Annotated in this window: 23 protein-coding genes; all 23 read right to left on the bottom strand. The window is 32.2% G+C overall.

What is annotated here, in order from left to right; genetic code table 11:
• Nucleotides 1-85: 85 nt before the first annotated feature.
• The 23 genes from pseB to rfbD all read right to left on the bottom strand — a co-directional run bounded on the left by pseB (nt 86) and on the right by rfbD (nt 23,320).
• A complete protein-coding gene (gene pseB, locus ABXT69_RS01780) occupies nt 86-1,060 on the bottom strand; it encodes a UDP-N-acetylglucosamine 4,6-dehydratase (inverting) (protein WP_416678643.1) in 975 nt (324 codons plus the stop codon).
• Between the two features lie 32 nt (nt 1,061-1,092).
• Entirely contained in the window at nt 1,093-2,925 is a 1,833-nt protein-coding gene (locus ABXT69_RS01775; RefSeq protein WP_416678640.1) for a hypothetical protein, read from the bottom strand.
• Nucleotides 2,926-2,978: 53 nt separating this feature from the next.
• Nucleotides 2,979-3,671: a cytidylyltransferase domain-containing protein gene (locus ABXT69_RS01770; RefSeq protein WP_416678637.1), complete on the bottom strand. Its 693-nt coding sequence runs from the start codon at nt 3,669-3,671 to the stop codon at nt 2,979-2,981.
• A complete protein-coding gene (hisH, locus tag ABXT69_RS01765; RefSeq protein ID WP_416678633.1) occupies nt 3,668-4,315 on the bottom strand; it encodes an imidazole glycerol phosphate synthase subunit HisH in 648 nt (215 codons plus the stop codon). Before hisH ends, ABXT69_RS01770 begins: the two co-directional genes overlap by 4 nt.
• Entirely contained in the window at nt 4,302-5,072 is a 771-nt protein-coding gene (hisF, locus tag ABXT69_RS01760) for an imidazole glycerol phosphate synthase subunit HisF (RefSeq protein ID WP_416678630.1), read from the bottom strand. The genes hisH and hisF overlap by 14 nt, the downstream gene beginning before the upstream one ends.
• A gap of 12 nt (nt 5,073-5,084) precedes the next feature.
• Nucleotides 5,085-6,383: an N-acetyl sugar amidotransferase gene (locus tag ABXT69_RS01755; protein WP_416678628.1), complete on the bottom strand. Its 1,299-nt coding sequence runs from the start codon at nt 6,381-6,383 to the stop codon at nt 5,085-5,087.
• Between the two features lie 103 nt (nt 6,384-6,486).
• Complete coding sequence (locus tag ABXT69_RS01750) at nt 6,487-7,554, bottom strand: nucleotidyltransferase family protein (RefSeq protein WP_416678625.1); 1,068 nt, start codon at nt 7,552-7,554, stop codon at nt 6,487-6,489.
• A gap of 55 nt (nt 7,555-7,609) precedes the next feature.
• Nucleotides 7,610-8,797 (bottom strand): UDP-N-acetylglucosamine 2-epimerase, encoded by a 1,188-nt coding sequence (neuC, locus tag ABXT69_RS01745; protein WP_416678623.1) that lies wholly within the window; start codon nt 8,795-8,797, stop codon nt 7,610-7,612.
• Between the two features lie 27 nt (nt 8,798-8,824).
• Entirely contained in the window at nt 8,825-9,469 is a 645-nt protein-coding gene (locus ABXT69_RS01740) for an acetyltransferase (RefSeq protein ID WP_416678621.1), read from the bottom strand.
• 9 nt (nt 9,470-9,478) lie between these two features.
• Entirely contained in the window at nt 9,479-10,501 is a 1,023-nt protein-coding gene (locus ABXT69_RS01735; RefSeq protein WP_416678618.1) for a 3-oxoacyl-ACP synthase III family protein, read from the bottom strand.
• Nucleotides 10,502-10,504: 3 nt separating this feature from the next.
• Nucleotides 10,505-11,263 carry an SDR family NAD(P)-dependent oxidoreductase gene (locus ABXT69_RS01730; RefSeq protein WP_416678616.1) on the bottom strand — a complete coding sequence of 253 codons (759 nt, stop codon included), beginning with the start codon at nt 11,261-11,263 and terminating at the stop codon, nt 10,505-10,507.
• The gene (locus ABXT69_RS01725) at nt 11,263-12,234 is read right to left on the bottom strand and encodes a ketoacyl-ACP synthase III (protein WP_416678614.1); all 972 of its coding nucleotides are present in this window, start codon (nt 12,232-12,234) and stop codon (nt 11,263-11,265) included. Before ABXT69_RS01725 ends, ABXT69_RS01730 begins: the two co-directional genes overlap by 1 nt.
• 8 nt (nt 12,235-12,242) lie before the next feature.
• Nucleotides 12,243-12,458, bottom strand: a complete 216-nt coding sequence (locus ABXT69_RS01720) for an acyl carrier protein (protein WP_416678613.1) — start codon at nt 12,456-12,458, stop codon at nt 12,243-12,245.
• A complete protein-coding gene (locus tag ABXT69_RS01715) occupies nt 12,455-13,483 on the bottom strand; it encodes a Rieske 2Fe-2S domain-containing protein (protein WP_416678611.1) in 1,029 nt (342 codons plus the stop codon). Before ABXT69_RS01715 ends, ABXT69_RS01720 begins: the two co-directional genes overlap by 4 nt.
• A 9-nt stretch (nt 13,484-13,492) precedes the next feature.
• Nucleotides 13,493-14,563: an N-acetylneuraminate synthase gene (gene neuB / locus ABXT69_RS01710; protein ID WP_416678609.1), complete on the bottom strand. Its 1,071-nt coding sequence runs from the start codon at nt 14,561-14,563 to the stop codon at nt 13,493-13,495.
• A gap of 258 nt (nt 14,564-14,821) precedes the next feature.
• The gene (locus ABXT69_RS01705; RefSeq protein WP_416678607.1) at nt 14,822-15,967 is read right to left on the bottom strand and encodes a LegC family aminotransferase; all 1,146 of its coding nucleotides are present in this window, start codon (nt 15,965-15,967) and stop codon (nt 14,822-14,824) included.
• Complete coding sequence (locus tag ABXT69_RS01700) at nt 15,967-17,157, bottom strand: UDP-N-acetylglucosamine 4,6-dehydratase (protein WP_416678605.1); 1,191 nt, start codon at nt 17,155-17,157, stop codon at nt 15,967-15,969. Before ABXT69_RS01700 ends, ABXT69_RS01705 begins: the two co-directional genes overlap by 1 nt.
• A gap of 65 nt (nt 17,158-17,222) precedes the next feature.
• Nucleotides 17,223-17,456 (bottom strand): hypothetical protein, encoded by a 234-nt coding sequence (locus tag ABXT69_RS01695; RefSeq protein WP_416678603.1) that lies wholly within the window; start codon nt 17,454-17,456, stop codon nt 17,223-17,225.
• Complete coding sequence (locus ABXT69_RS01690; RefSeq protein WP_416678601.1) at nt 17,446-19,146, bottom strand: ABC transporter ATP-binding protein; 1,701 nt, start codon at nt 19,144-19,146, stop codon at nt 17,446-17,448. The genes ABXT69_RS01695 and ABXT69_RS01690 overlap by 11 nt, the downstream gene beginning before the upstream one ends.
• A 92-nt stretch (nt 19,147-19,238) precedes the next feature.
• The gene (locus ABXT69_RS01685; protein ID WP_416678598.1) at nt 19,239-20,027 is read right to left on the bottom strand and encodes a hypothetical protein; all 789 of its coding nucleotides are present in this window, start codon (nt 20,025-20,027) and stop codon (nt 19,239-19,241) included.
• Between the two features lie 3 nt (nt 20,028-20,030).
• Nucleotides 20,031-21,080, bottom strand: coding sequence for an NAD-dependent epimerase/dehydratase family protein (locus ABXT69_RS01680; protein ID WP_416678595.1), 1,050 nt, complete (start codon nt 21,078-21,080; stop codon nt 20,031-20,033).
• Nucleotides 21,081-22,349: a Vi polysaccharide biosynthesis UDP-N-acetylglucosamine C-6 dehydrogenase TviB gene (gene tviB / locus ABXT69_RS01675; RefSeq protein ID WP_416678593.1), complete on the bottom strand. Its 1,269-nt coding sequence runs from the start codon at nt 22,347-22,349 to the stop codon at nt 21,081-21,083.
• 65 nt (nt 22,350-22,414) lie between these two features.
• Nucleotides 22,415-23,320 carry a dTDP-4-dehydrorhamnose reductase gene (rfbD, locus tag ABXT69_RS01670; protein ID WP_416678591.1) on the bottom strand — a complete coding sequence of 302 codons (906 nt, stop codon included), beginning with the start codon at nt 23,318-23,320 and terminating at the stop codon, nt 22,415-22,417.
• Between the last annotated feature and the right edge of the window lie 2 nt (nt 23,321-23,322).

Genomic DNA, 23,322 nt, shown 5'->3' with positions numbered 1-23,322 from the left:
AAAAATCTCACCTTCATAAGATTTTTAACAATAAATCCTGTTGTGCCTATTAAAAGAACTTTCATAAAAATACTATTCTAAGTAATTATTTTGGGTACATCAGTTTAATTTGAGCTTCCAAATCATCAATTGACATCCAATCAATATTATTTTCTGATGAATATATAAAATTTGAGTCAACTATTTCACCTAATTTAGTTGATTCATTTTTCTGGCTTTGGGTATAAGTCGCAGGAATTATTTTGTAATAATCTTCATACTCATAAGTGTATGGAGCATCATCTACACTAATCATCTGTTCGTGTATTTTTTCACCTGGCCTAATACCAACAATTTCAAAGTTAGCCTCTGAATCAATTGCTTTAGCAATATCAGTTAATAACATTGATGGAATTTTTTTTGTATATATTTCTCCACCATGCATATCACTCAAAACATGCCAGACAAGAGCTATACTCTCTTCCAAGGTAATCATAAAGCGAGTCATTCTTACATCAGTAATGGGCAGTGAGCCTTTTCCTTTTAATGATAGAAAAAAAGGTATTACAGAACCCCTAGAGCCAATTACATTTCCATAACGAACTATGGAAAATTGAGTTTCATTTGAATTTCCGGCTATAAATAATTTATCAGAAGCCAGTTTTGATGCTCCATACAGATTTATTGGGTTACTTGCTTTATCTGTAGATAAAGATACTACTTTCTTTACCCCACTATTAATACAAGCATCAATAAGGTTCATAGCTCCAATAACATTTGTTTTAATACATTCAGCTGGATTTGTTTCAGCCATAGGAACAATCTTTGTTGCTGCTGCATGAACTACAAAGTCGATACCATGCATTACTTTAAAAAGATTTTGGTAATCTCGGATATCACCAATAATGAATTTTAACTTTGGATTATTATTAAATTTTGAAGCCATTTCCCACTGCTTCATTTCATCACGAGAGTAAATAATAATTTGCTCAGGATTATGGCTCTCTAATGTCATTTGAACAAATTTATGTCCAAATGAACCAGTTCCTCCAGTAATTAAAATACGCGAACCTGTCAACATAAAATCACCTCAACCCTGTTGTAAATAAAGCATCACAATTCCTTAAAATCAATAACCGTGTCATTGCCATATTTTTTTCTATAAATAATATTAACTTCCTCTATGATACTCGGCTTCGATTTTCCAGTTAAACTCAATATTAATTGTATATATTCTGTTATTCTAAATTGTGCATTTCCATCAACAAAAGGATCTACGCTGGAATTCTTATCAACGATTTCAGAGGCTTCATCCAAGGCTTTTAAGCATGGAACTAAGTCGTTAAAGTTAGTAATAATTTGGCCATTTTTTTTTGAAAACATACTCTCATTAACGAAACCACTTTCATCATAAAAAAATGTTTTTTTACCCCAGATTGAAGCTATAGTCCCCAGACTACTTAGATGGAAGGCGTATGTAAAGTCAGATTTAAGTGCTGGAGACAAGTCTGCTGTCTCACTGTTTATTATAACTTTTTCACCAAAACTAAGAATATCATCCATTAAATTCTTGTCTAAAGTTTTAAAAAGTAAATTCAGTCTTTTAGTTTTGATAACACAAGCAAATGAACCTTCTCTTAATAAACTGAGAACCCCTCGATAAAAGTTGTTGAATTGTGTGAAAGTCAGTAAATTATCTCTACTAGGTACGTTGTCATAAACTGCAATAACTTTATATCCACAATTTTTTAACCTTTCAATTTCATCATCTGGTTTATTTTTCATAAAATTAATGGCATAGTCCCCAATATATCCTACATTAACTAATGATCTGAATGGGCTTTTGCACTTAATATAATTAAGGCTTTGCCTATCACCCCATGTAAAAAAAATATCACAACATTTATATAACTCATTTAAGAAGTGAGGTATATATCCAAATGACCAAGTGGCTCCTAAAGAGAGAACTTTACTACTCCTATACCCAGCTATATTTAAAAGATTAATAATTGGAGACCCTTCATAACAAGTGTAAATAACTTTGACATCTAAATCATTTATGATTTTATTTAGAAAAAAAATATCTTTAGATTTTTCAATCAAATGAATAAAAAAAGAAAAACTCACTTTTCTTTTGGATGATAACTCTTTATAGATTTTATAGATACCTTTGACTGTTTTAAAAATTTTCAAAAAATTAACAGTGTATAGATGGTATATTTTTCGTCTTTCACTTGTATAAATTACTGAAGAAATCGGATCAATAACTGCATACTCTAACTTCAAATTATCAAAGGCATATAAACTATTATAAATAAATGAATCTTTATCTAATACATTTTTTTGAGTAGATGCCACTAACACATCGAACGTTAAAATCTCTTTAGAACTAAAAGTAAGATTCACTCTGAAAATTTTGACTAAACTAATTACATATTCTCTAAATAAAAACCTAATCTTTTTTAGATAGACATACCTAAAGTCGTAATTTTCACTCTTAAAGCTGCATAAAAGAGGAAGGCTGTAATACTTAACTTTCTTATAGAAACCTTCTTTTTTTAATAAATAAAAATAGTCACCATAGTTCATTAATACCCTATCGATATTTAAACTACCAAAAAAAACTTTTAATTCAACTATTGGATGGATCCGCTCATAGAAATATTTTTTAAATAAATAATTCTTAAGTAAATCTTGGCCAGAATAGACAAGGTCACTAATATAATCCTTTTCAATAGCAATTTGATGATAGTTCTCATAGTTGTCTGATGGATAATTAATTTCTAGATAGGCTATTTCAACATTTAAGAACCTCAAAAAGTAAACATAAATATTATTTAAAAATTTATGCCTATATATTAAGTAAACAGAACTATATTTTCCAAAAACAATAAAGAAAATTGTATAAAAGTTTAAATAATCTACTAATATTGATTTATTTTTCATTAGTAAGCTCTTAATCAATTGGTTATTTTGCAGTAGAAAGTCATTACTTACTTTTAGTTCTTTTCAACATTCAGAAAATATTTTGCATAATGCAAGTCCTCTTCAGTGTCTATATCGATTGACTCAATTTTAGAATTTATTATCAATGGTATTAATGGATTAATAAAAAAAGATTTATTTTTTCTTAAATTCATAGGGGAAATCAAATAAAAACTTCCATTGACAATATAAGCTGGCTCATGGTCTTGTGAACGAATATTGAGTCCATTTTTATCAAAAAGAGGAGTCAATGCTCCCTGTTTAATTTTGAATATCCAATTCGAATGTTCATGAGTCGGTGAAACACCTATCACTGTGTTCGACTTAAATTTAGAATAAAGCTTGATTCCCTCTTTTATTGAAGTTGAAGTTCTAAATGGAGAGGTTGGTTGTAATAATAGCAAACCATCGACCTTACCATGATTAGTTTCATACCAATCTAATGCATGTATTGCTGCATCTGCAGAACTTGATTCATCACTAGATAATTTATCGGGGCGAAGCCATGGCACGTATGCACCAGCTTCTTTAGCAACCTCTTTAATTTGATCACTATCTGTAGACACCATAATGTCACAAATTTCTGATATAAACTTTGCAACATCTATAGTCCATTCGATTAAAGGCTTTCCGCCAAGAAGCCGAATATTCTTTCCTGGGAGTCTTTTTGAACCTCCCCTAGCTAGTATGAGAGCAAGAATCCTCACAGAGCTAAAAAGTTGCGTAATATTGTCAAACCAACTTCCCCACTTTTTTCTGGGTGGAACTGACAACCAAAAACATTTTTATTTCCAATTACAGCGGAGATTGTCCTCCCACCATAAATACAATTTGCAATATGATGTTCAAGATTAGATGGACTAGCCATATATGAATGATCAAAATATCCTGCCTCGCCGGGTTCGATATCTTTAAGTAATGATCCTATCCAACTATTTTTTTTCTCAGGAGTAACTAGTGCATTCCATCCAATATGTGGAATTTTTTGAGGTTCTCCACTAATTGTAGTCATAGGAATAGCAATAACATTCCCAGAAATCAAACCTAAACCTTTTGAATTACCAAATTCTTCACTTTCTTCAAGCAACATCTGCATTCCTAAACAAATCCCGAGTAATGGAACTCCTTTATTAGCTACTTCTTTTAAAGTTTCAGTGAGGCCTTGACGATTTAACTCGCTCATCCCATCAATAAATGCACCTACACCAGGTAAAACTACCTTTGATGCTTCAAGTATAACTTTATGATCTGCTGATACAGTTACAGAAGCACCACAGTATTCCAAGCCACGTTGTACACTAAGTAGATTACCCATACCATAATCAACCACAACGACTTCATCCACAGTCATAATCTCTTACTTCAATGCCTGAGTCAAACGCAATACTACGTACATCACTAATTGTTCCTCGGTTGTAATGCAGGATGTCAGCCATTGCAACTGCATCTGCACCAGATTTTTGGACAGCCTCAATAATATCCTCAGGTTTACCCATTCCACCACTTGCAATTACTGGGACGTTTACTGCTTCTGTTACTGCTTTTATGAGGGCAAGATCAAATCCTTTACGAGTGCCTTCTTTATCAATAGATGTAAGCAATATTTCACCGGCTCCAAGTTCCACGCCTCTTTTTACCCATTCCACTAGATCTAATCCCGAAGACTCACGACCATTATCCGTATATGCCTCCCAATGATCATTTCCATAATGTTTCGCCTCAATCGACAACACCATACATTGACTACCAAAACGTCTTGATATTTCACTAATAAGCCTAGGATTTGCAATTGCAGCAGTGTTAACTGCTACTTTATCAGCACCACTTCGTAATAGATGTGCTGCATCTTCTATAGATCGAATCCCACCGCCAACAGTCATTGGTATAAATATATCTCGAGTTGCATTTTTTACAATATCACTAAGATTATTTCTTCCATAAAGGCTGGCTACACAATCCATGTATATCAGTTCATCAGCACCTTGCATATAATATCGTTTTGCATATTCATTTGGAGAGCCAATAATACGTAGACCTTCCAAATGAATTCCTTTAATTAAATTTTCTCCCTTTATATCTAGTCTAGCTATAAGTCGCTTATTTGCCATAAGGTTTTAACTCTATTGATTCCAAGGGGTATGGCGTAACTTCCACTTCTCATCCTCAATCTTCCATAAATGAGGAGAACGGAAATCATCACAAAGAGCTAAAAACTCTTCTTGTGTCATAGAGATATAATCCAGAAATTCCTTTTCATACCGTTTAGGATATTCACCCTCATAACGTTGCATCAATGCATTTGCTTCTTGTTTATCTATATGATGATTTCGAATTTCTTGTGCTGAATCCATCATCGTTCTGCCAACGCCAAACTTTATCCAACGCGTATAGTAGAAAAAACCATCCACTTTATCGTCTAAACTATTGTACTTTGAGTAAGTTCCCTCGGTACGTAATGGATTAGCTTCAAAACCGGCATTTTCAACAGCATAGTAATATGCCTCTTGTGGAACCCATTTTGTATAGTATCCAAGGTATGTCCAATCAACTCCCTTAGAATGTAAAACTTCTGGGGACATGGGCAAATAACTTTCCAAGTCAACCAATTCAATGCCTTCATCAAGATATTCACCTACCTGTTTACCCCCTAGATAAATATCACGGACATCTGTTTTGCCAATATAATCTAGCGAATAACCTTTACTTTCTGCTGGTTCTGTATTAGATGCAAAATTAGATGCCTCATGGGAAATTTTTTCACCATATTCTCCGGGCATTTCTCCGGTAACTATCAAAGGAATATTCAATTTAGCAGCCATTTTTGCCACAAATGTTTTTTGACCCAAGATAAAAGGTTGAAATGGGTGAAGCAAATTAATTGTTGCATTACGTGTTAATAAACGGTGAATTTTTCCATTAGGTGTATAAAGAAAATTATCAAATCCACCAACATGCAACCAACTCTGGAAGTTTTTCCACCCAATATCCGTGTAGAGATGTGGTGACCAAGTTACTGTAAGTGGATGCATTCCATATTTGTATTTTAATAAATGTGACTGCATGACACTGTCTTTACCACCACTGCCTCCAACAATACAATCATAACTGCCATCATCTTTACGATGTTTATTACAAAGCTCGATAAGTTCTTGTTCTCGTTCATCCCAATTAATTTCACCAGATTCTTTTAAGTTATTAAAATTACAGGCATGACAGACTCCTTTTTCATCAAAGCTTAATGTTGATTTTGTGGATTCTTTATTATGCAAATATTCATTACTTGACATTGGCTGTTGGTTTGACATATTACAAATTTTGCAGAACTTTATATCGCGTTGTAATCCATAATAAACCTCAAGTTTTTCCTTAGGCTTATTGTATTGAGAAACGTCAACTGCTGAACTTGGACCAATATTCATTTTATTTCCTTTTTAATGTATGTGTAAATGCATGCCTATTTATATTAAGCAGCCATAAAATATTTATTACTGAGATACTTGGGTCTTAGATGAAAATAAATAATTATACTTCATTAGTATTAGCCCAATACAAATCCTCTGGACGACCAATATCCAACCAGGGCTCATGCATTGGGTAAGCAATAATGCGCTTAGATTTATCCTTAAGTCGTTCAAATAGTGATGGCATATCACAAGCGGTATTAAGAGCTAATTCATTCAAGGCATCAGGAGATAGTACATATACTCCAGCATTGATATGGCTTCGCGCTATCGGTTTTTCTTCGAAGCCAACAACTTCAATATCTTGAGTTAGCACTACACCAAAAGGATGTTGCCATTCATGTAATCTTACCGCCATTGTTGCAGATGCATTATAACGGTTATGAAAGTCAAGTAAATCTCCATAACGAATGTCAGTAATTACATCACCATTCGTTACCACAAATGAATCACTAGGCTTATGATCTAATAAGGTTAATGCACCAACTGTACCTAAAGCTGACTGTTCACGCAGATAATCTATTTGAACACCTAAATTCTCACCATTTCCAAAATAATTTTCAATCATATGGCCTAAATAATTAATAGCTAACACGAAATGACTAAAACCTTCTAATTTACCTCTCTCAATAATGTGTTCGAGGATTGGTTTTCCTGAAACCATAACCATAGGTTTCGGACAATTTTCGGTATAAGGAAGCAGACGTGTCCCTTTTCCTCCTGCCATAATAACCATTAGATTGGAACGTGTTGGTTGAATCGCTATGTTATCCCAAAGATGTAAACCTAAGACTTGAAGAGACTCATCAACCACCGGAATTTGTTGGATCTTATTCACAGTCATCAGTTGCAGAACAGTCTCACGCCCCATATCCGGGGGAACAACAAGCGGTTTTCTATAAGTTACGTTTTTAATCTGGCTATTAAGGCCCAACCCTTTGAGCAAGCCTCGGCGTATGTCTCCATCAGAAATGGTGCCTACAAATTTATCCTGTTCATTTACAACCAAGACAATTTTAATCGCTAGCTGATCAAGGTTACTTATTGCTTGTTCAATGGTGGCATCTGGGGGTAGTATCGCAGAACGCCAAAGCTCGTCAGTCATACTATTCAAATTTTTATCATCCATACGAAATATCCAATAGGTTGAAAATCACAACCTTTCACACAATAATTCAAAATATTCAACCACTTTGTGAAATACCCTCGAGGTCATAAAAAGATTTCTTAATAATATTCTCCAAGCTAATATTTTTTATTATTCCTACAATTATTTTGCTCGCCGCCATTCCGTCTTTTTCATAAGGGTTTTTAACAGTCTCAAGAACGCTTATAAACTGTTGAGAGGAAAGCTTTTCGAATGCTTCATTGATAGATAATTTTATAGGTTTACAATTTATAACACTATCCGCCATTAGTCGGCCTTTTTGCCTATCTCCAATATTTATAGTTCCTATATTAAAACTAGGTGCCTCTCCTAATCCACTTGAACTATTTCCCACTATTGCATCAACGTATTGCAATGCACTTAGATATCGCATCTGACCCAATGATGTAAAACAAACAGATTTAATATGGTTTTTAGTCACATATTCATCAATCATTTGATTTATGATTCTTCCATCTGTATCACTATTAGCCTTTGTAAAAATAATATTTGTATTTTCAAGCTCATCTATAACATTTAATAAATTCTGGAATTGCTCTCTTGCAGTCAATTTCTCAAGTGTTACAGAATGAAATGTCACTAAAATATTTTTTTGATTGAGTTTAAAGTTAATTGATTTTTCAAACTCCTCTTTTGAAAGCAGCTCAAGCCTTTTAATATTTTCCATTCCCATGCCGCCAACATTAAAAACTCTTTCTGGTTGCTCACCAAGCTGAACTACTCTAACTCTATATTCTTCAGTAGCTGTAAAGTGGATATGACTCATTTTTGTTATACTATGCCTTATAGACTCATCAAAAGCACCCTCTGTTGTCTCTCCACCATGAAGATGAGCAATAGGTATTCGTGCAATCATTGCAGCACTTACTGCTGAAAATATTTCATATCTATCGCCTAATACAACTAAGATATCAGGCTTTAAATCTTCATAGGCTTCTGAAAAAGAGATTTGCGCTAGTCCCATTGATTTTGTAATTCCAACTGATGAATCAGAAGAGAGCAACATCTCGATTTTTTTATTAATTTTAAAATCTTTTTCTATTACCTCGTAAGTCAATCCAAATTCAGGACTTAAGTGCATTCCAGTAACTATTAGTTGGAGCTCTAACTCTTTATCTAACTCAACCTCTTTCATAAGCCAATAAAGAAGACCATACTCAGCACGAGTACCTGTAATAATACAAATTTTTCTCTTATGTTTCATATACTAAAACTGGTTTCATTTTAACGTTCATTCCTTATTTATTTTAATTGCTCTCGATATGTTTGGATATACAATACTATTTGCATCGACGTTATTTACTATTACACTTCCTGCACCAATTGTGGAGCCTGCGCTTATTTTTACGCCTGGTAATACAACGCAACCTGTTCCAAGTAGAACATCATTTTCAATTTCTACAGACCCACCCAAAAATACCAATGAAGAGATAGTGACATTATCACCTATATGAACATTATGGCCAATAATAGCAGAAGTATTAACAATTGAATTACGCCCAACAACAGCATCAAAACTGATCACAACATTATGTGCAATATATGTTCCAAAGCCAATTTCCACACCTTTAGATAAAATGGCGTGTGGAGATATCAACTTAGCCAATTTAATTTTTTCAGATTCTAGAAAATTTATAATGTCTTTTCTTTTTAGAATGTCTTTTGAACTGAAGGCACCAATCCCTAAAAACCCTAAATCAAATTTAGACATAAACTTATGTAAATCCTCTTCTTTTGTGCAAAAATTAGGATAATTACTACCTAGTGTGTTTTCTGGGGAGCATACACCAGTTATCTCAAATTTATTCATTTCGGCAACTTCTAGAGCCTCTTTTGCAAAAAACCCTCCACCAATCATTACAATTCTATTAGTCATATCATTTTTTTATACAAAGTTATCATGCCATGTAACGACACAGCCAGACCACGAATAACCCACACCAAAACCCATTAAAACAATTTTATCTCCACTATTAAAACGATTACAGTCTTTTAATAGTCCTAATGGTATTGTTGATGATACTGTATTACCAAACTCTTCAAAAGAGGTTAAAAATTTTTCATTTGGAATTTTTAATAATCTTTGTAATTGTGATAGTAGAAATTTATTAGCTTGATGTAGAACAAAATAGTCAATATCTTCTATTAATAAATCATTTTTTTTTAATATATCTTTTAAAAGCTTGGGAAGGATTTTTAATGTAAAAACTAGAATTTCTGGCCCATTCATATATAAATTATTTAAAGCCCTAGTATTACCATTTTGATCAGTAGATTCAATTAATGAAGAGTCATGTATTGGGTTACAACTCCCCCCGTGAGGAACAATTAAATTACCTGAACCAGATCCATCAGTCCCAAAAATCATGGAGTCAATAAATAATTCATCTTTATCACTTGCACAAATTAAAGTGCTTGTTGCCCCATCTCCAAATAAACTTCTAACGCTTTTATCACCTTCATTTATATATCGACTATAGCATTCTGAAGTAATTAATAATATATTTTTTGCTTGACCAGACTCAACTAAGCCCTTTGCAAGGCTTAATCCATAAATATAGCCAGAACAACCCAAATTAAAATCTAGTGCACCACAAGTATTGCTTAAACCTAGTTTATTCTGCACAATGCATGCGGTAGTTGGCAATAGGTAGTCGGGACTTTGAGTACATAATAGAATATAGTCTATATCCGACTTCTTGGCAATTTCACGAGCAAAGATCGGATTTGCTGATGCTGTAGCCATATCTGAAACAGTTTCATCCTTAGCAATAATATGACGTTTCTTAATGCCAGTCTTTTCCTCTATCTTTTCAACACTCCATTCTATATTATGTTTTGCTAAGTCCTCATTACTTAGAATTGCTTCAGGCAAATAAGAAGAAATATATTTTATATATGCTTTCATTAATCAACCTATTGTGTAGCCGCCATCAACATTCAAATTAGTACCAGTAATCCAACTAGAGTAATCACTTAATAAAAAGGCAATAGGGCCTACAATATCGCTAGTTTTACCAATACCTAAAGGGTGTCTATCTTGAATTTTTTTAAACTGTTCTGAAGTTAACCCTTGTTGAAATTCTGATAACATCTTTGTTTCAACCACACCAGGAGAAATGCAATTCACTCTAATTTTTTGTTTTGCTAATTCAATTGATAAAGATCGTGCAAGCCCTTGAAGTGCCACTTTAGAAGCTGAATATTCACTGATACCAGCTTGACCAGTTAAAGCTGCAGTTGAACTTAAAAAAACCACACTACTGCCATTTATATTGTATCTACCCTTTTTTCTCAAACACTTAACTAAAAACAGCGCACTTTTAACATTAATATTGAATAATTTATCAAAAGTACTCTCTGAAATTATTTGTACTGGCATGGTATGCTGAATACCAGCACAATGAATTAATCCGTCCAATGCTCCACATTGAAAAAACAACTCATCCATTAACACTGAAATATTATTTACATTTGAAATATCAGCAATAATCTGCCTGTGCCCACCCCCAATTAGCAAGCTAAATGTTTCGTTGAGTCGAGGAACATCTCTTGCAGTAATTATTACCTTAGCCCCCAACTCGGATAAAAAAATTGCCACATCCCTACCAATTCCAGATGATGCGCCCGTAACTAATACTGTTTTATTATTTAATGATTCTTTTAACATTATAATTCTATAATATTTAAAATCTTAGTATCACTTAAATCAGCAATAACAGAACTCCATGACAAGCCAACCCCAAAACCAGCCATAAGAACCTTCCCCTTAATTATGCTCTTTTTATGGCAAATAGTTAGAGGTATTGAAGCTGAGCTGGTATTACCATACTGGTCAATACTCACTGGGAACTTCTCAAAATCAATACCAATAGATGAAGCTAAAGTTTTCAGCATGAACAAATTTGCCTGATGAAAGACAAAATAACTAATATCATCTTTTTCTAAATCAGAGAAAGAAAGACTCTCCTTAATTAATTTAGGAATACACCTCAAGGTAAATGCAAACACTTCGCCGCCATTCATTGTTAAATAATTATCTTTATATGAAGTTCTTTTGGCATACTTATTATCAATAATAATAGCTTCAAAACCGGATCCATCAACACCTAGAACGCAACTAATACTGCTATTTTTTTTTCTGGTTAAAATTGTAGCACAACCCGCATCACCAAACAATAAGCTCGTACTATTATCATTTTTATCAATAGTTTTACTAATAGTATCTCCAGTAAGTAATAGAATATTTTCCACCCCTGACTGAATCAAACCTGATGCTAAAAATAAACCGTGCGTATATCCAGAACAACCTAGATTTACATCATACGCAATAGTATCATTAGAAATTCCTAAAATACTTTGAATGATACAAGCTGTTGCAGGTAATTGATATTCTGGCGTCTGACTAACAAATATAACTGCACCAATATCTTCTGCATTAAGAGATGTTTGATCGAAAATATCTTGTGCTGCAGCAATACATAAATCCATTGCACTTTGATCATCATTAACTACATGCCGCATCTTAACACCAATGCTTTTAATTACTTTAGAATTGTTATCATTAGCAATATTTTTAATTGTATTTTTTGGCACACATGCCGCAATACTATGAATATGAACGTTAGAAATTTTATACATACTTAATTTTATGAGTCTATTACAAGTTGAACTAACTGCTGTACATTCTTAACATCGTATAGTTGACTAGGGTCTAGTATTTTGTTAAATGCATTATTAACTGAACCAATAAAAACTACTACAGCAAGAGAATCCCATATCCTCTCGTCTAACTCCATTGTGATTTCAATCGAATCCATTTCTAGCGTTTCTGCAATTAGATCTAATATTTGATTTTCATTCATTGTGTCTCTCTCTTTGTGAGTATGTATTTTAATTTTTCTCTAAAATGATTGATTCGTAACTCTCCATCTTGGCAAAATTTTAATGGCTCAACATTCCATGCATCTTCATAAACCTGAGAACAAATATTTTCATCTTCAGAAAAAATTTTTCGATTAGTTTTGATAGTTGAATTTAAAAAATACTCGGTTAAATCATTTTTATTAACTTTACTCGAGAAAAGCCTACTATGGAAATTTGTTTTTTTTGAAGAGTTGCCTGGAAAAAAGTTTTGCAATGAGTAAGTGAACCCATATGTAAAAGACAAGAAAGAGAATGGAAAAATTAAGATGCTTTGATAACCATCATATTCTACATCTACATCAAAGTCATTATGAATTTTTTGCATACCAGCTTCAATTCTTTTATTGTTAATACGTGCCTTCCAAATGGAGTTTTCATTATAAAATAAATCTTGCTCTTTTTTTAGTTTAAGTAAGGACAAGGTATTTGGATGAACTTTTGCAATATGATAAGGCTCTAATGCATTCTCTATAGCAATCGGCCAATCGCAACTCCATTCATAATAGTCCAAATCAATACGCGAAACCATTTTAATAGATATCTCTTCAAGAATAGGCTTTAACTTCGATAGTTGCTCATCAAGACTTTGTTTAGGATTAAAACTAACAAAAATAAAATCTCCACAATAATCTAAATTTAACTTATTTAAATCAGCCTCATCTAAATTACAATTACTAAATTCCTTTTTTTTTGGTATTTTTAACTCTCCTTTTCTATAACTCCAGCCATGGTAAGGACATAAAATATTTTGGTTTCCAGAATCTTCTGAGAAAAATTTTGTACCACGATGAGGACAAATATTATCAAATGCAAGTAATTCTCCATCATCATTAAAAACAACAATATTTCTATTTAATAAATCTAGTTTAATATAGTCTTTATCATTCATTAACTCTGATTTATGTCCAACCAAATGCCAATAATTGTCAACTAAAATTTTAGATAATATCTGAGAGTCTTTCATTTACATATTTTATAAGTTAATAATCTGATCTTTAGTAAAAAATCTCTTTGCTTTTGTGCCTATATGATCCCAGTAATGTATTGAAGATATTCCAGTTCCAGGTCTTTTACTAATTAGATTTTTCTCAGTAAATGTGTCACCTTTTTTAATATCGATAGCAGCCACTAAACTTCTTCTTGCTATTTTCATATTATGCATTTCAGCAGACGCAGGAATTTTTACACCATGACCTATAGACTCTTCTATCGCCCTAATACCAAGAACCAAATCTTTCAACTCTTCAGGCCCTAAAGATGCTTTGTGATCTGGACCAGGTAGATTTTTATCCAAAGTAAAATGTTTTTCGATTATTGTCGCTCCTCTAGCAACTGCCGCTATCGAAATATATATTCCTGAAGTATGATCAGATAAACCTACAGGAAGATTGAATGCAGCTCTAAGTGTATCCATTGCTTTTAAATTTACACTTGAATAGGGAGCGGGATATTCTGTCGTGCAATGAAGAAGCTCAACTTTTTTTTGCAAAATTTCTTGACCCTTAGGTGAGCAAAATACATCTTTTGAATTTGAAAGTAGTGGTCTTTGATTAGGATATAAATATCCATGTGCTAATATTCCAAGAGCAACTTCCACTTCTGCAAGAGTTGACATACCTGTGGATAAAATAATCTTTTTATTAGTTCTTGCGGCGTAATACAATAACTGTGAATTGGTAACCTCTCCAGATGCAATTTTTAATTGTTGCAACTTCATAGTATTTGACAACAAACCAATACTCTCTATATCAAATGGTGTTGCTAAAAATTCAATGTGTTTTGTCTTGCAATATTTTGCTAACTCAAGATACTCTGAATCCTTCAAGACTAATTTTTTTACCATCTCTAACTGAGACTCATCATCACCAGTAGACTCTATTTGGTAATTTGCTTTAGGGGCTTTTTGACTAATAACATTTTTAGGGTTTCCCATTTGAAATTTAACCACATCAACGCCAGACTCTATTGCAACATCAACCAACTCATAGGCCTTATTAAGAGAGCCATTATGATTCACTCCTATTTCGGCAATTATTTTTGTCATTTAATTGTATTTTCCATGAAAATTAATTTTACAGATGAATATGACATAGATAAGTGATAATACAAATTATAATGGACTGATGGGGTATGAGCATTTTGAGCTGCAATCTTCCTGCACCCTTTTGAACAGCTTAAATAAAGAAATTGTATTGTATTATAAATAAATATTAAAGGTATTTTAGACCTCACACAATCAAGGTAAGATTGAAAATATGGAGCTCTCGATATTGAAAATCGAAAAAGTATATGTATTTAATTTTCAATTCATATTTATTACACTACTAGGTATATTAACAACGCGCTCTTCTAACCATTCTGAATTTGTTAAATCATCAAATTGGGCATACTCAAACATTGGTAATTTATTCATTAATGTCCAAATTGGACGGGACATTATATTCTGTGAGTTAGCTTCATTCAGAAATTCATCTCGTTGCTGTTTATTCTGAAGAAGAATTGAATTTAGCCAATAATTTGACTTACATTCTGCTAACTCTTTAACAAAAGTATAATCAGTAGCTTTAAAAAAATCTTCATACATATTCGCCAATTTGCGTTTGCTGTGTATAAAGTTATCAAGATTTTCTAATTGTGCAACCAATAAAGCAGCATTTAAATTTGGCATGCGATAATTATAGCCAACCATATCATGATTAAAATCCCATTTATGTGGGACTTTAGCAGTCATAGTTAAATGCTTAGCTTTTTTTGCAAGTCTCTTGTCACTTGTAACAATACACCCACCACCACCTGCCGTGATAATTTTATTTCCATTAAAACTCATTACACCGACCTGCCCAAAGTTTCCAGTGTGTTTGTCTTTATAAAAACTACCAACACTTTCAGCTGCATCTTCAATTAGAAATATATAATACTTATTACAAATATCTTTAATTTCATCTATCCTGCAAGGATGGCCAAAAGTATGCATAGGCACACAGGCTTTAATCACTCTACCTGTTTTATTATTTACACACTGTTGCTTTTTGACTGTTGTATTATTTTCAAGAAATCCTTTCAATGCAGATGGTGATAAACCCATAGTGTCTCTATCAACATCAACAAATATAGGCTGTGCACCACAGTAACGTATAGCATTACAAGTTGCAACAAAGGTAAGAGCCTGGGTGATCACTTCATCATTCTGCTCCACATTAGCCAGTAGCAGTGATACATGTAATGCCGAAGTTCCATTGCTAGTTGCGATGGCATATTTAGCGCCAGTATAGCTTGCAATTTTTTCTTCAAATTCATCTACAAATTTCCCAGCAGACGATACAAAAGTAGAATCTATACACTCATTTAAATATTTTTTTTCATTACCTATAAACCTTGGCTCATGCAAAGGAATAAACTCCTTTGTTTTATAAGTATTCTGAATAAAGGAAATAACATCTTCAAACATTACATTTTTCCATCTAAGTATCTACCAGTATCATAATAATCAAATTTTGGAATCATCTTAATAAATTCACTAACAATCTCTTTTTTAGTCCATTTCATATTCAACTTAAACCCTTGAATTGTATTCGAAAAATTATTCAATTGATTTTCATTAAATTCTGGACTATTCTTGATTATTCCTAAATTTTCAAATCGATCCATATCAAGAGCCTCTTCATCAGTATAAAACTCTTCAAAATCTTTCTCTCCAGTTGTGCTAGTATCTGTAAATAAACAAGGCCATTTCCCTTTTTCTGGTAAAGTGTTAATTAAATCCCTAGCCTCATCTTCTGAAGTACAGATGTGAGCTTCATACCCCTTATCTTTTAGATATTTAATCGCGATATCAGCAAAAGATATTAAATGTAAAGCTTCACTCAGTTTTGGAAAAAATATATCTCTATTTTCTCCAAAAATACAGCTCATTAAGCATAGCTCTGCACTTTCTTGTGAGGTTATAAAATAGCGTTTTATATCATTAGGTGCAGCGATTGGCTGCCTTTTCTCAATTCTCTGGTTAAAGCCATGCAACAGTGAGCCATCACTAAAAGCAACATTGGCAAATCTTGCTGTTGAAATATCTACATCTAAAGATCTACGCATTAAAAACATCTCCATAATACGCTTACTTGCACCCATCATATTGATTGGATTGGCAGCCTTATCAGTGCTTACACAAAAATATTTCTTTGTTCCATTTTTAATAGACTGTCTAATAGTCTTATCTGTATTAAAGATATTTACGTCAATCATTCTCATTAGTGTAAATGGATCTTCTTCACTACGAACATGCTTTAAAGCTGAAAGGTTTAATACATAATCATACTTCCCATCTTGCTTAATAAAGGCATCATATTCTACGGACCCTATATCTAGTGCAAAGGTTTTAAAATCACCCTTAATATATCCAAAAGAGCTTCTAATATCTCTCACAAGCTCAACCAGATTATTTTCACTAATATCAACTGCATGAAGTTTACTTGGATTTCTTTTAAAAATTTCTTTACATACAGCTTGGCCAATTGAGCCTGCCGCACCTATAACAAGAAATGTAGAATTTTGAATTATTCCATTTAATTCTTCTGAGACATTAGCAATATCAGAAAAAAATAGCATTTTATTTCGTCCAATTAATTTAAGTGTACTTTGCATATTAATTTATCAAAATTGATTGTAGTAAAAAACTAACTATTTTAAGGATTAACAAATATTTAATATTATGTGCATTTAAAAAGATTTGGAGAAGTTTTTCTTGCTCTATCAAAAGATTGATGAGTGTCAATATCTAGAACACCAGCTTTATCTTCCAAATTCTTAATAAAAGAAATGATAAATAAACTTACCCATTGTTGTGTATAAACCTTAAAACCTTTTTGAACTAAAGCCATAGCTGCTTGGAATCCAATAAAACTATCTTCGATAGTTATTAAAATTGTGGAATTATTTAACATTACTACTCAGATCTTTTGATTCATTTATAACTTCATTATAACTACCTGTTTGCTTAATACCATTTTCATCTAACTCTATAATTTGCGAACATTTTTTTAACGTAGAAAGACGGTGTGCAACTATTAATAGAGTTATATTATCACTCAAAGCATCAATAGCCTGCATAACTAAAGATTCTGTTAAATTATCTAGTGAGCTTGTTGCTTCATCAAAAATAATCACATCTGCGTCTTTATAAAGAGCACGTGCAATACCAATTCGTTGGCGCTGCCCCCCAGATAATTGAACACCTCTCTCACCTACGCGCGTTTTATACTGTTTTGGCCATGACTCAATGTCATTAGAAATTTGAGCCTGCTCTGCAACAAGCCTTACTCGTTCTGAATTAATATTTTTTTTAGGAATCCCAAATGCTATATTCTCTTCAATACTGGTATCTGCCAAATATATAGCTTGAGGCACATGTGCAATATGCTCCTGCCAAGAGCGTACATTTTGACTGGTTAATACCTTACCATCAATCTCTATAACTCCATCAGAAGGCTCCAAAAGTCCGATTATGATATCAATTAGAGTGCTTTTACCACTTCCAGTAGTTCCAATAAAACCAACTTTTGATCCCTTCTTAATATCTAAGTTTATTTTATTTAAAGTCATAGGTAATTTTTCACCATAACGAAAATAAATTTTTTTTAGTTTAATATTTTTATTAAAAATCATAGGAGAGGGGTTTGGCTTGTGAGCATATTCTGGGATAGGTTGTTCAATAAGTTCAATTACATCTTCTAGTAATCCTTGACTACCTTTCATGCTTGTCCATGATTGAAAGATTATTTGGATTGCTGGAAGTAATCTTTGAGCCCCCAATGCCAATGCTCCTAAAATAGGGATAGCTGAAGCAACACCCCCTGGTCTCAGAGTAAGAAAATAAGCAAGTAAGGCAATTAATATCATACCAATAGCTTCCATCAAGTAACGTGGTGCAGCGCCAATAATCAAATTATTACCCTGTGCGCGTTTAAGCCTAATATCAGATTTACGATATATTTTTTGATATATTACTTGGGTTCCATCTAAAAGAACATCACGTATACCACCTAGACCCTCTTGAATAGTCTTAACTAGATTTGTAGATTCACTTGCAACTACAATACTATCTTTAATTAATTTATTTCGTTTTGAAAAAATAATAATTCCATAAAAGATAGAAAAACTGATAATAGCTGCTAATGCCACAGAGACATCTATAAAAAGAAGGGCAATAAGAATTGTTGTCGTTACAATAACTGAGTTAATAATCGATAGGATTGGAAGAATAATTGTAAAAATTACTGAATCAGTTTTCATAATACCACTAATAATTTCACTACTATTTCGACTACAATGAAAGGAATATGGTTGATAAAGCATCCTCTGGTATATACCAATACTAAAATCAGCACCTGTTGCGAAACATAGTCTTGTAGAAAACCATAGCAAAATTAAGCGCAGCATACTAGCAATAAAAACTGTTAATCCAAAAATTACAGTTAAAGGAAGTAGGAGTTGAGATGGTTCAGATATTTCTAATATTTGAATAAATGGTTGGGCTATTGGATTTTGAAAAATCTGCTCTGGCGCAACTAATACCGCAAGAAACGGCAAAACTGCACCAATACTTATAACTTCAGCAAAAGATCCAAAAACCATCAAAATTAATAGAATGAAAAATTGTTTTCTACGTCGATTATTTATATGTAACCAGAGTAATTGAAGTAATTTTTTAAAAGGTTTTTGCATAATTAAAATATACGATTTTTTAACCCATTTAATGCAAATTTAAATCGACCTAATGGACTTTGTGTATATGACCTACCTCCTAGATCAAATAGGCTAATCTTATCAATAATCTCTTGAGTCGGAATTTGTTTAAATTGCTTGGTGTAATATTCCCTGACTTGTTCAATATCATCAAACTTGATATTAAATATATTTTTAAAATTTTCCATATTAACGGGCTCCATATTTAAAGTGACAATTTTCCAATTTTCTGATTTAAGCTCATCAATTGATGCCATCACTTTTTCCAAATTTAAAAATATTATTCCATAGTATGGATCTATTACTGACCATTTTCCACTCAGCTTAAAAAAAGTTAGAGAACTTTGTAATTGATTGTCTTTATAATTCCAAAAAAAAGAATCTATATCTGCATAAACTATTAAAACAGATAATAAGTCTGCAAATTGATCTTCGATTCCCAGGCGTCTTTCTATAATTGTCATAGGATGGCTATCAACAATATCTACGCCTTTAGGTATTTTTTGTATATTATTAATTATCCATTTTGACAGCTGAAGAACTTTATCTGAATCATTTTGACTATTTTTAATTATTTGAGTAACCAAAGAATCATAATTAAAATGCCGGCCATAAAAATTATAAATCTTTAGAAATAATGGAATTTCATATTCAGTCACTTTAAAATTAATGCCTATTAGCTGTGTTGATGTTTTATTTAATCCAACTAAAATTGAAATTAGTAAGAAAAATAAAAGAAAAAACAGCTTATTTTTTATTTTAGAAAACAATCTTTATCTTTGCTTTGATAGAGATTTTACATACCAATCCAATGCCTCATTTAAGCCCTCATTAATATTATGACTTGGCTTGTAATTTATCAATGATTTAGCTTTATTAATATCAGCCAACGAATGACGGACATCACCAATTCTAAAATCTCTATAGACTGGATCTTTCTTTTCCAAACCTTCTATTCTTTGCATCAGACCAGACTCTATAATTTGGTGAAGCTCATTTAGACTTGTAGAATCGCCATATGCAACATTGTAAACCTGGTCAGTTGCATCACTGTTATTAGTTGTTGCAGCAAGCAAATTTACTTGAACTGTATTATTGATATAACAAAAATCTCTACTTGTTTCACCATCACCATTAATAAATAGTTCTTCTTTATTTAAAATTGCCAAAACCCATTTTGGTATTACAGCTGCATAATCACCATTTGGATCTTGCCTTTTACCAAATACATTAAAGTACCTAAGGCCAATTGCCTTAAACCCATAAGTCTTAGCAAAGACGCTTGCATAAAGCTCGTTAACCAATTTCGTTACTGAATATGGGCTGAGCGTATTTCCAATTTTATCTTCTACTTTAGGCAAATCAGGGTGATCACCATAGGTAGAGCTCGAAGCTGCATAAACAAAGCGCTTAACCTTAGCATCTTTACTAGAGACTAAAATATTTAGAAAGCCATCAACATTTGCCCTATTAGTATTAATTGGATTATCTATTGAGCGAGGAACTGACCCAAGAGCAGCTTGATGTAAAACATAATCGACGCCACTGCAAGCTTTCTGACAATCTTTTAATTCACTAATATCACCTTTGATAAATTTAAAATTAGATCTTAACGACTTCCCTGTAAATCTTTCTGCATCATTAATTGCCTCATCAATATTGGCTTGATAGCCTGTTTCAAAATTATCCAACCCTACTATTTTTTGATTCAGAGTAAGTAGTTTTTCTAAAAGGTTTGAGCCAATAAATCCAGCAACACCTGTCACTAACCAAGTGCTTTGATTACTTATTAAATAGTCTTGTAGCTCTTCATATTTAGTCATTTACAGCCTCCCATCACTCTCACTTGCTTTTAATAAATATTTAACGTCATAAATCACATGCTTATCCTTACAAAAAGCTTTTAACTTATCTATAGATAGTAATTTAAATTCATCATGTGCTACAGCTAATACAATTGCATCATACTTCTTTTTAGTTGGCTCCTCGATTAGTTTAAAACCATGTTCAATAAAAGCCCCTTCTTTATTGACCCATGGATCATAAACATCAACACTACATCTTAGATCTTCAAATGATGAAATCAAGTTAATAACTTGAGTATTTCTTATATCAGGACAATTTTCTTTAAAAGTAAGGCCCATAATTAATATTTTAGACCCATCAATAGAAATATTTTTTTTGGTCATTAACTTAGCAACTTGATGCACAACATATATTCCCATATTATCATTAATTTTTCTTCCAGAAAGAATCATCTCTGGAACGTATCCAATCTCAATGGCTTTATGAGTTAAATAATAAGGGTCAACACTAATACAATGACCGCCAACCAAGCCTGGAGAAAAGGGAAGGAAATTCCACTTAGTGCCTGCCGCCTTTAAAACTGATTCAGTATCAATATCTAGCTTATTAAATATAAGAGCAAGCTCATTAATAAGTGCAATATTTACATCTCGCTGAGTATTTTCTATGACTTTTGCAGCTTCAGCTACTTTAATACTGCTTGCCCTATGGGTTCCTGCAGTAATAATTTCTTGATAAAGCTCATCAACCTTAATTGAAATTTCAAGGGTAGAACCTGAAGTAATTTTTTTAATCGAAGGTAATCGATGATTTTTATCTCCTGGATTAATTCGTTCAGGAGAGTAGCCACAATAAAAATCTTGGTTAAATTTTAAATTTGAATGCTTTTCAAGTATTGGAACACACACCTCTTCAGTTGCGCCAGGATAGACGGTTGACTCATATATAACAATGTCACCTTTTTTAAGGATTTTAGCAATTGTTTTGCTTGCTTTTTTTAATGGATTTAGATCAGGTTTTTTTAGACTATCAATTGGGGTTGGAACGGTTACAATATATATGTGACAATCCTTAATTTCATCTATAGAAGTTGTAAAGCTTAATTGTGTTGCCTCTAGAAGCTCTTGACGCGTTGTTTCAAGTGTAGTGTCAGTTAAATTTTTTAATTCAGCAATTCTTTCTTGATTAATATCAAAACCAATTACTTTTCGTTTTTTACCAAACTCTACGGCTATAGGAAGCCCAACATATCCTAATCCAATTACACAGATTTTTCTATTTTTCATTGCTTTCTTTTAATTAATTATTGGTTGAAAATTTTTATAACTAGTCGCCCACTCATAAATATATATCACTCATTTCCTTTAATAGAGTTAGCAAGCTCATAAGCTGATAAACATTTTTTTAATGAGTCTTTCCAATTAAAAGCATCTATATTGTAGTCATTTTCAATTTTCTTGTTATTTATGACGCTATTTTTTGGTCGTTCAGCAACTACTAAATATTCTTCAGTAGTAATTGAATTAAGTTGAACTTTATCATTAATATTAGCTAATTTAAAAATCTCTTTAGCAAAATCAAACCAACTACAATAACCTTTGTTAGAATAATGATAAATTTTTGTACTATGATTTTTATTGAAAAAATGACTACTATTTACAATATTTAATATTACATTAGCAAGATCTATTGCATAGGTAGGAGTACCTATTTGATCATTAATCACATTAATCTCCCTCCTCTCTTGCCCTAATCTTAACATTGTAATGACGAAGTTATTTCCAAACTCTGAATATAGCCAACTAGTTCTTATAATAATTGCATTTGTTAACATTTCTTTTATTATAGCTTGCTCACCAGCTAACTTGGTTTTGCCATAAACATTAATTGGATTTACTTGATCATTTTCTCTATATTTCTTATTATTTTTACCATCAAAAACATAATCAGTAGAAATATGAATTAATTTAGAGTTTTGTTTTTTTGCAATGACTGATAATTGAGCAACAGCCAAATTGTTTATCTGATTTGCAGATAAAAATTCCGCTTCAGCCTTATCTACTTTTGTATAAGCAGCGCAGTTAATAATTAAATCGAAACTGTTATTTTTAAAATAATCATTAATACTACTTTTTTTGCTTAGATCTAAACTTTCTCTTCCAACAAAAATATATTTGTTATGTTGCACGCTATTAGCTAAAACTTTTTTTATAGATTTACCTAATTGGCCATTCTTGCCTATAACTAGTATCATCATAG

The sequence above is a fragment of the Candidatus Pseudothioglobus sp. Uisw_016 genome (assembly GCF_048087635.1).
Taxonomy (GTDB): domain Bacteria; phylum Pseudomonadota; class Gammaproteobacteria; order PS1; family Pseudothioglobaceae; genus Pseudothioglobus.
Note: the sequence above shows the minus strand (reverse complement) of the source record. Positions and strands in the feature narration are given on the sequence as shown.

Bases quoted from the DNA above. Each gene is read 5' to 3' on its own strand.
- ABXT69_RS01700 (WP_416678605.1), bottom strand. From the start codon at position 17,157: ATGCAAAGTACACTTAAATTAATTGGACGAAATAAAATGCTATTTTTT.
- tviB (WP_416678593.1), bottom strand. From the start codon at position 22,349: ATGAAAAATAGAAAAATCTGTGTAATTGGATTAGGATATGTTGGGCTT.
- neuB (WP_416678609.1), bottom strand. From the start codon at position 14,563: ATGACAAAAATAATTGCCGAAATAGGAGTGAATCATAATGGCTCTCTT.
- ABXT69_RS01775 (WP_416678640.1), bottom strand. From the start codon at position 2,925: ATGAAAAATAAATCAATATTAGTAGATTATTTAAACTTTTATACAATT.
- ABXT69_RS01750 (WP_416678625.1), bottom strand. From the start codon at position 7,554: ATGGATGATAAAAATTTGAATAGTATGACTGACGAGCTTTGGCGTTCT.
- ABXT69_RS01690 (WP_416678601.1), bottom strand. From the start codon at position 19,146: ATGGTTTTTGGATCTTTTGCTGAAGTTATAAGTATTGGTGCAGTTTTG.
- ABXT69_RS01715 (WP_416678611.1), bottom strand. From the start codon at position 13,483: ATGAAAGACTCTCAGATATTATCTAAAATTTTAGTTGACAATTATTGG.
- ABXT69_RS01730 (WP_416678616.1), bottom strand. From the start codon at position 11,263: ATGTTAAAAGAATCATTAAATAATAAAACAGTATTAGTTACGGGCGCA.
- ABXT69_RS01735 (WP_416678618.1), bottom strand. From the start codon at position 10,501: ATGAAAGCATATATAAAATATATTTCTTCTTATTTGCCTGAAGCAATT.
- ABXT69_RS01720 (WP_416678613.1), bottom strand. From the start codon at position 12,458: ATGAATGAAAATCAAATATTAGATCTAATTGCAGAAACGCTAGAAATG.
- pseB (WP_416678643.1), bottom strand. From the start codon at position 1,060: ATGTTGACAGGTTCGCGTATTTTAATTACTGGAGGAACTGGTTCATTT.
- ABXT69_RS01705 (WP_416678607.1), bottom strand. From the start codon at position 15,967: ATGTTTGAAGATGTTATTTCCTTTATTCAGAATACTTATAAAACAAAG.
- ABXT69_RS01680 (WP_416678595.1), bottom strand. From the start codon at position 21,080: ATGACTAAATATGAAGAGCTACAAGACTATTTAATAAGTAATCAAAGC.
- ABXT69_RS01725 (WP_416678614.1), bottom strand. From the start codon at position 12,234: ATGTATAAAATTTCTAACGTTCATATTCATAGTATTGCGGCATGTGTG.
- ABXT69_RS01695 (WP_416678603.1), bottom strand. From the start codon at position 17,456: ATGTTAAATAATTCCACAATTTTAATAACTATCGAAGATAGTTTTATT.
- ABXT69_RS01740 (WP_416678621.1), bottom strand. From the start codon at position 9,469: ATGACTAATAGAATTGTAATGATTGGTGGAGGGTTTTTTGCAAAAGAG.
- hisF (WP_416678630.1), bottom strand. From the start codon at position 5,072: ATGGCAAATAAGCGACTTATAGCTAGACTAGATATAAAGGGAGAAAAT.
- rfbD (WP_416678591.1), bottom strand. From the start codon at position 23,320: ATGATGATACTAGTTATAGGCAAGAATGGCCAATTAGGTAAATCTATA.
- hisH (WP_416678633.1), bottom strand. From the start codon at position 4,315: ATGACTGTGGATGAAGTCGTTGTGGTTGATTATGGTATGGGTAATCTA.
- ABXT69_RS01755 (WP_416678628.1), bottom strand. From the start codon at position 6,383: ATGAATATTGGTCCAAGTTCAGCAGTTGACGTTTCTCAATACAATAAG.
- neuC (WP_416678623.1), bottom strand. From the start codon at position 8,797: ATGAAACATAAGAGAAAAATTTGTATTATTACAGGTACTCGTGCTGAG.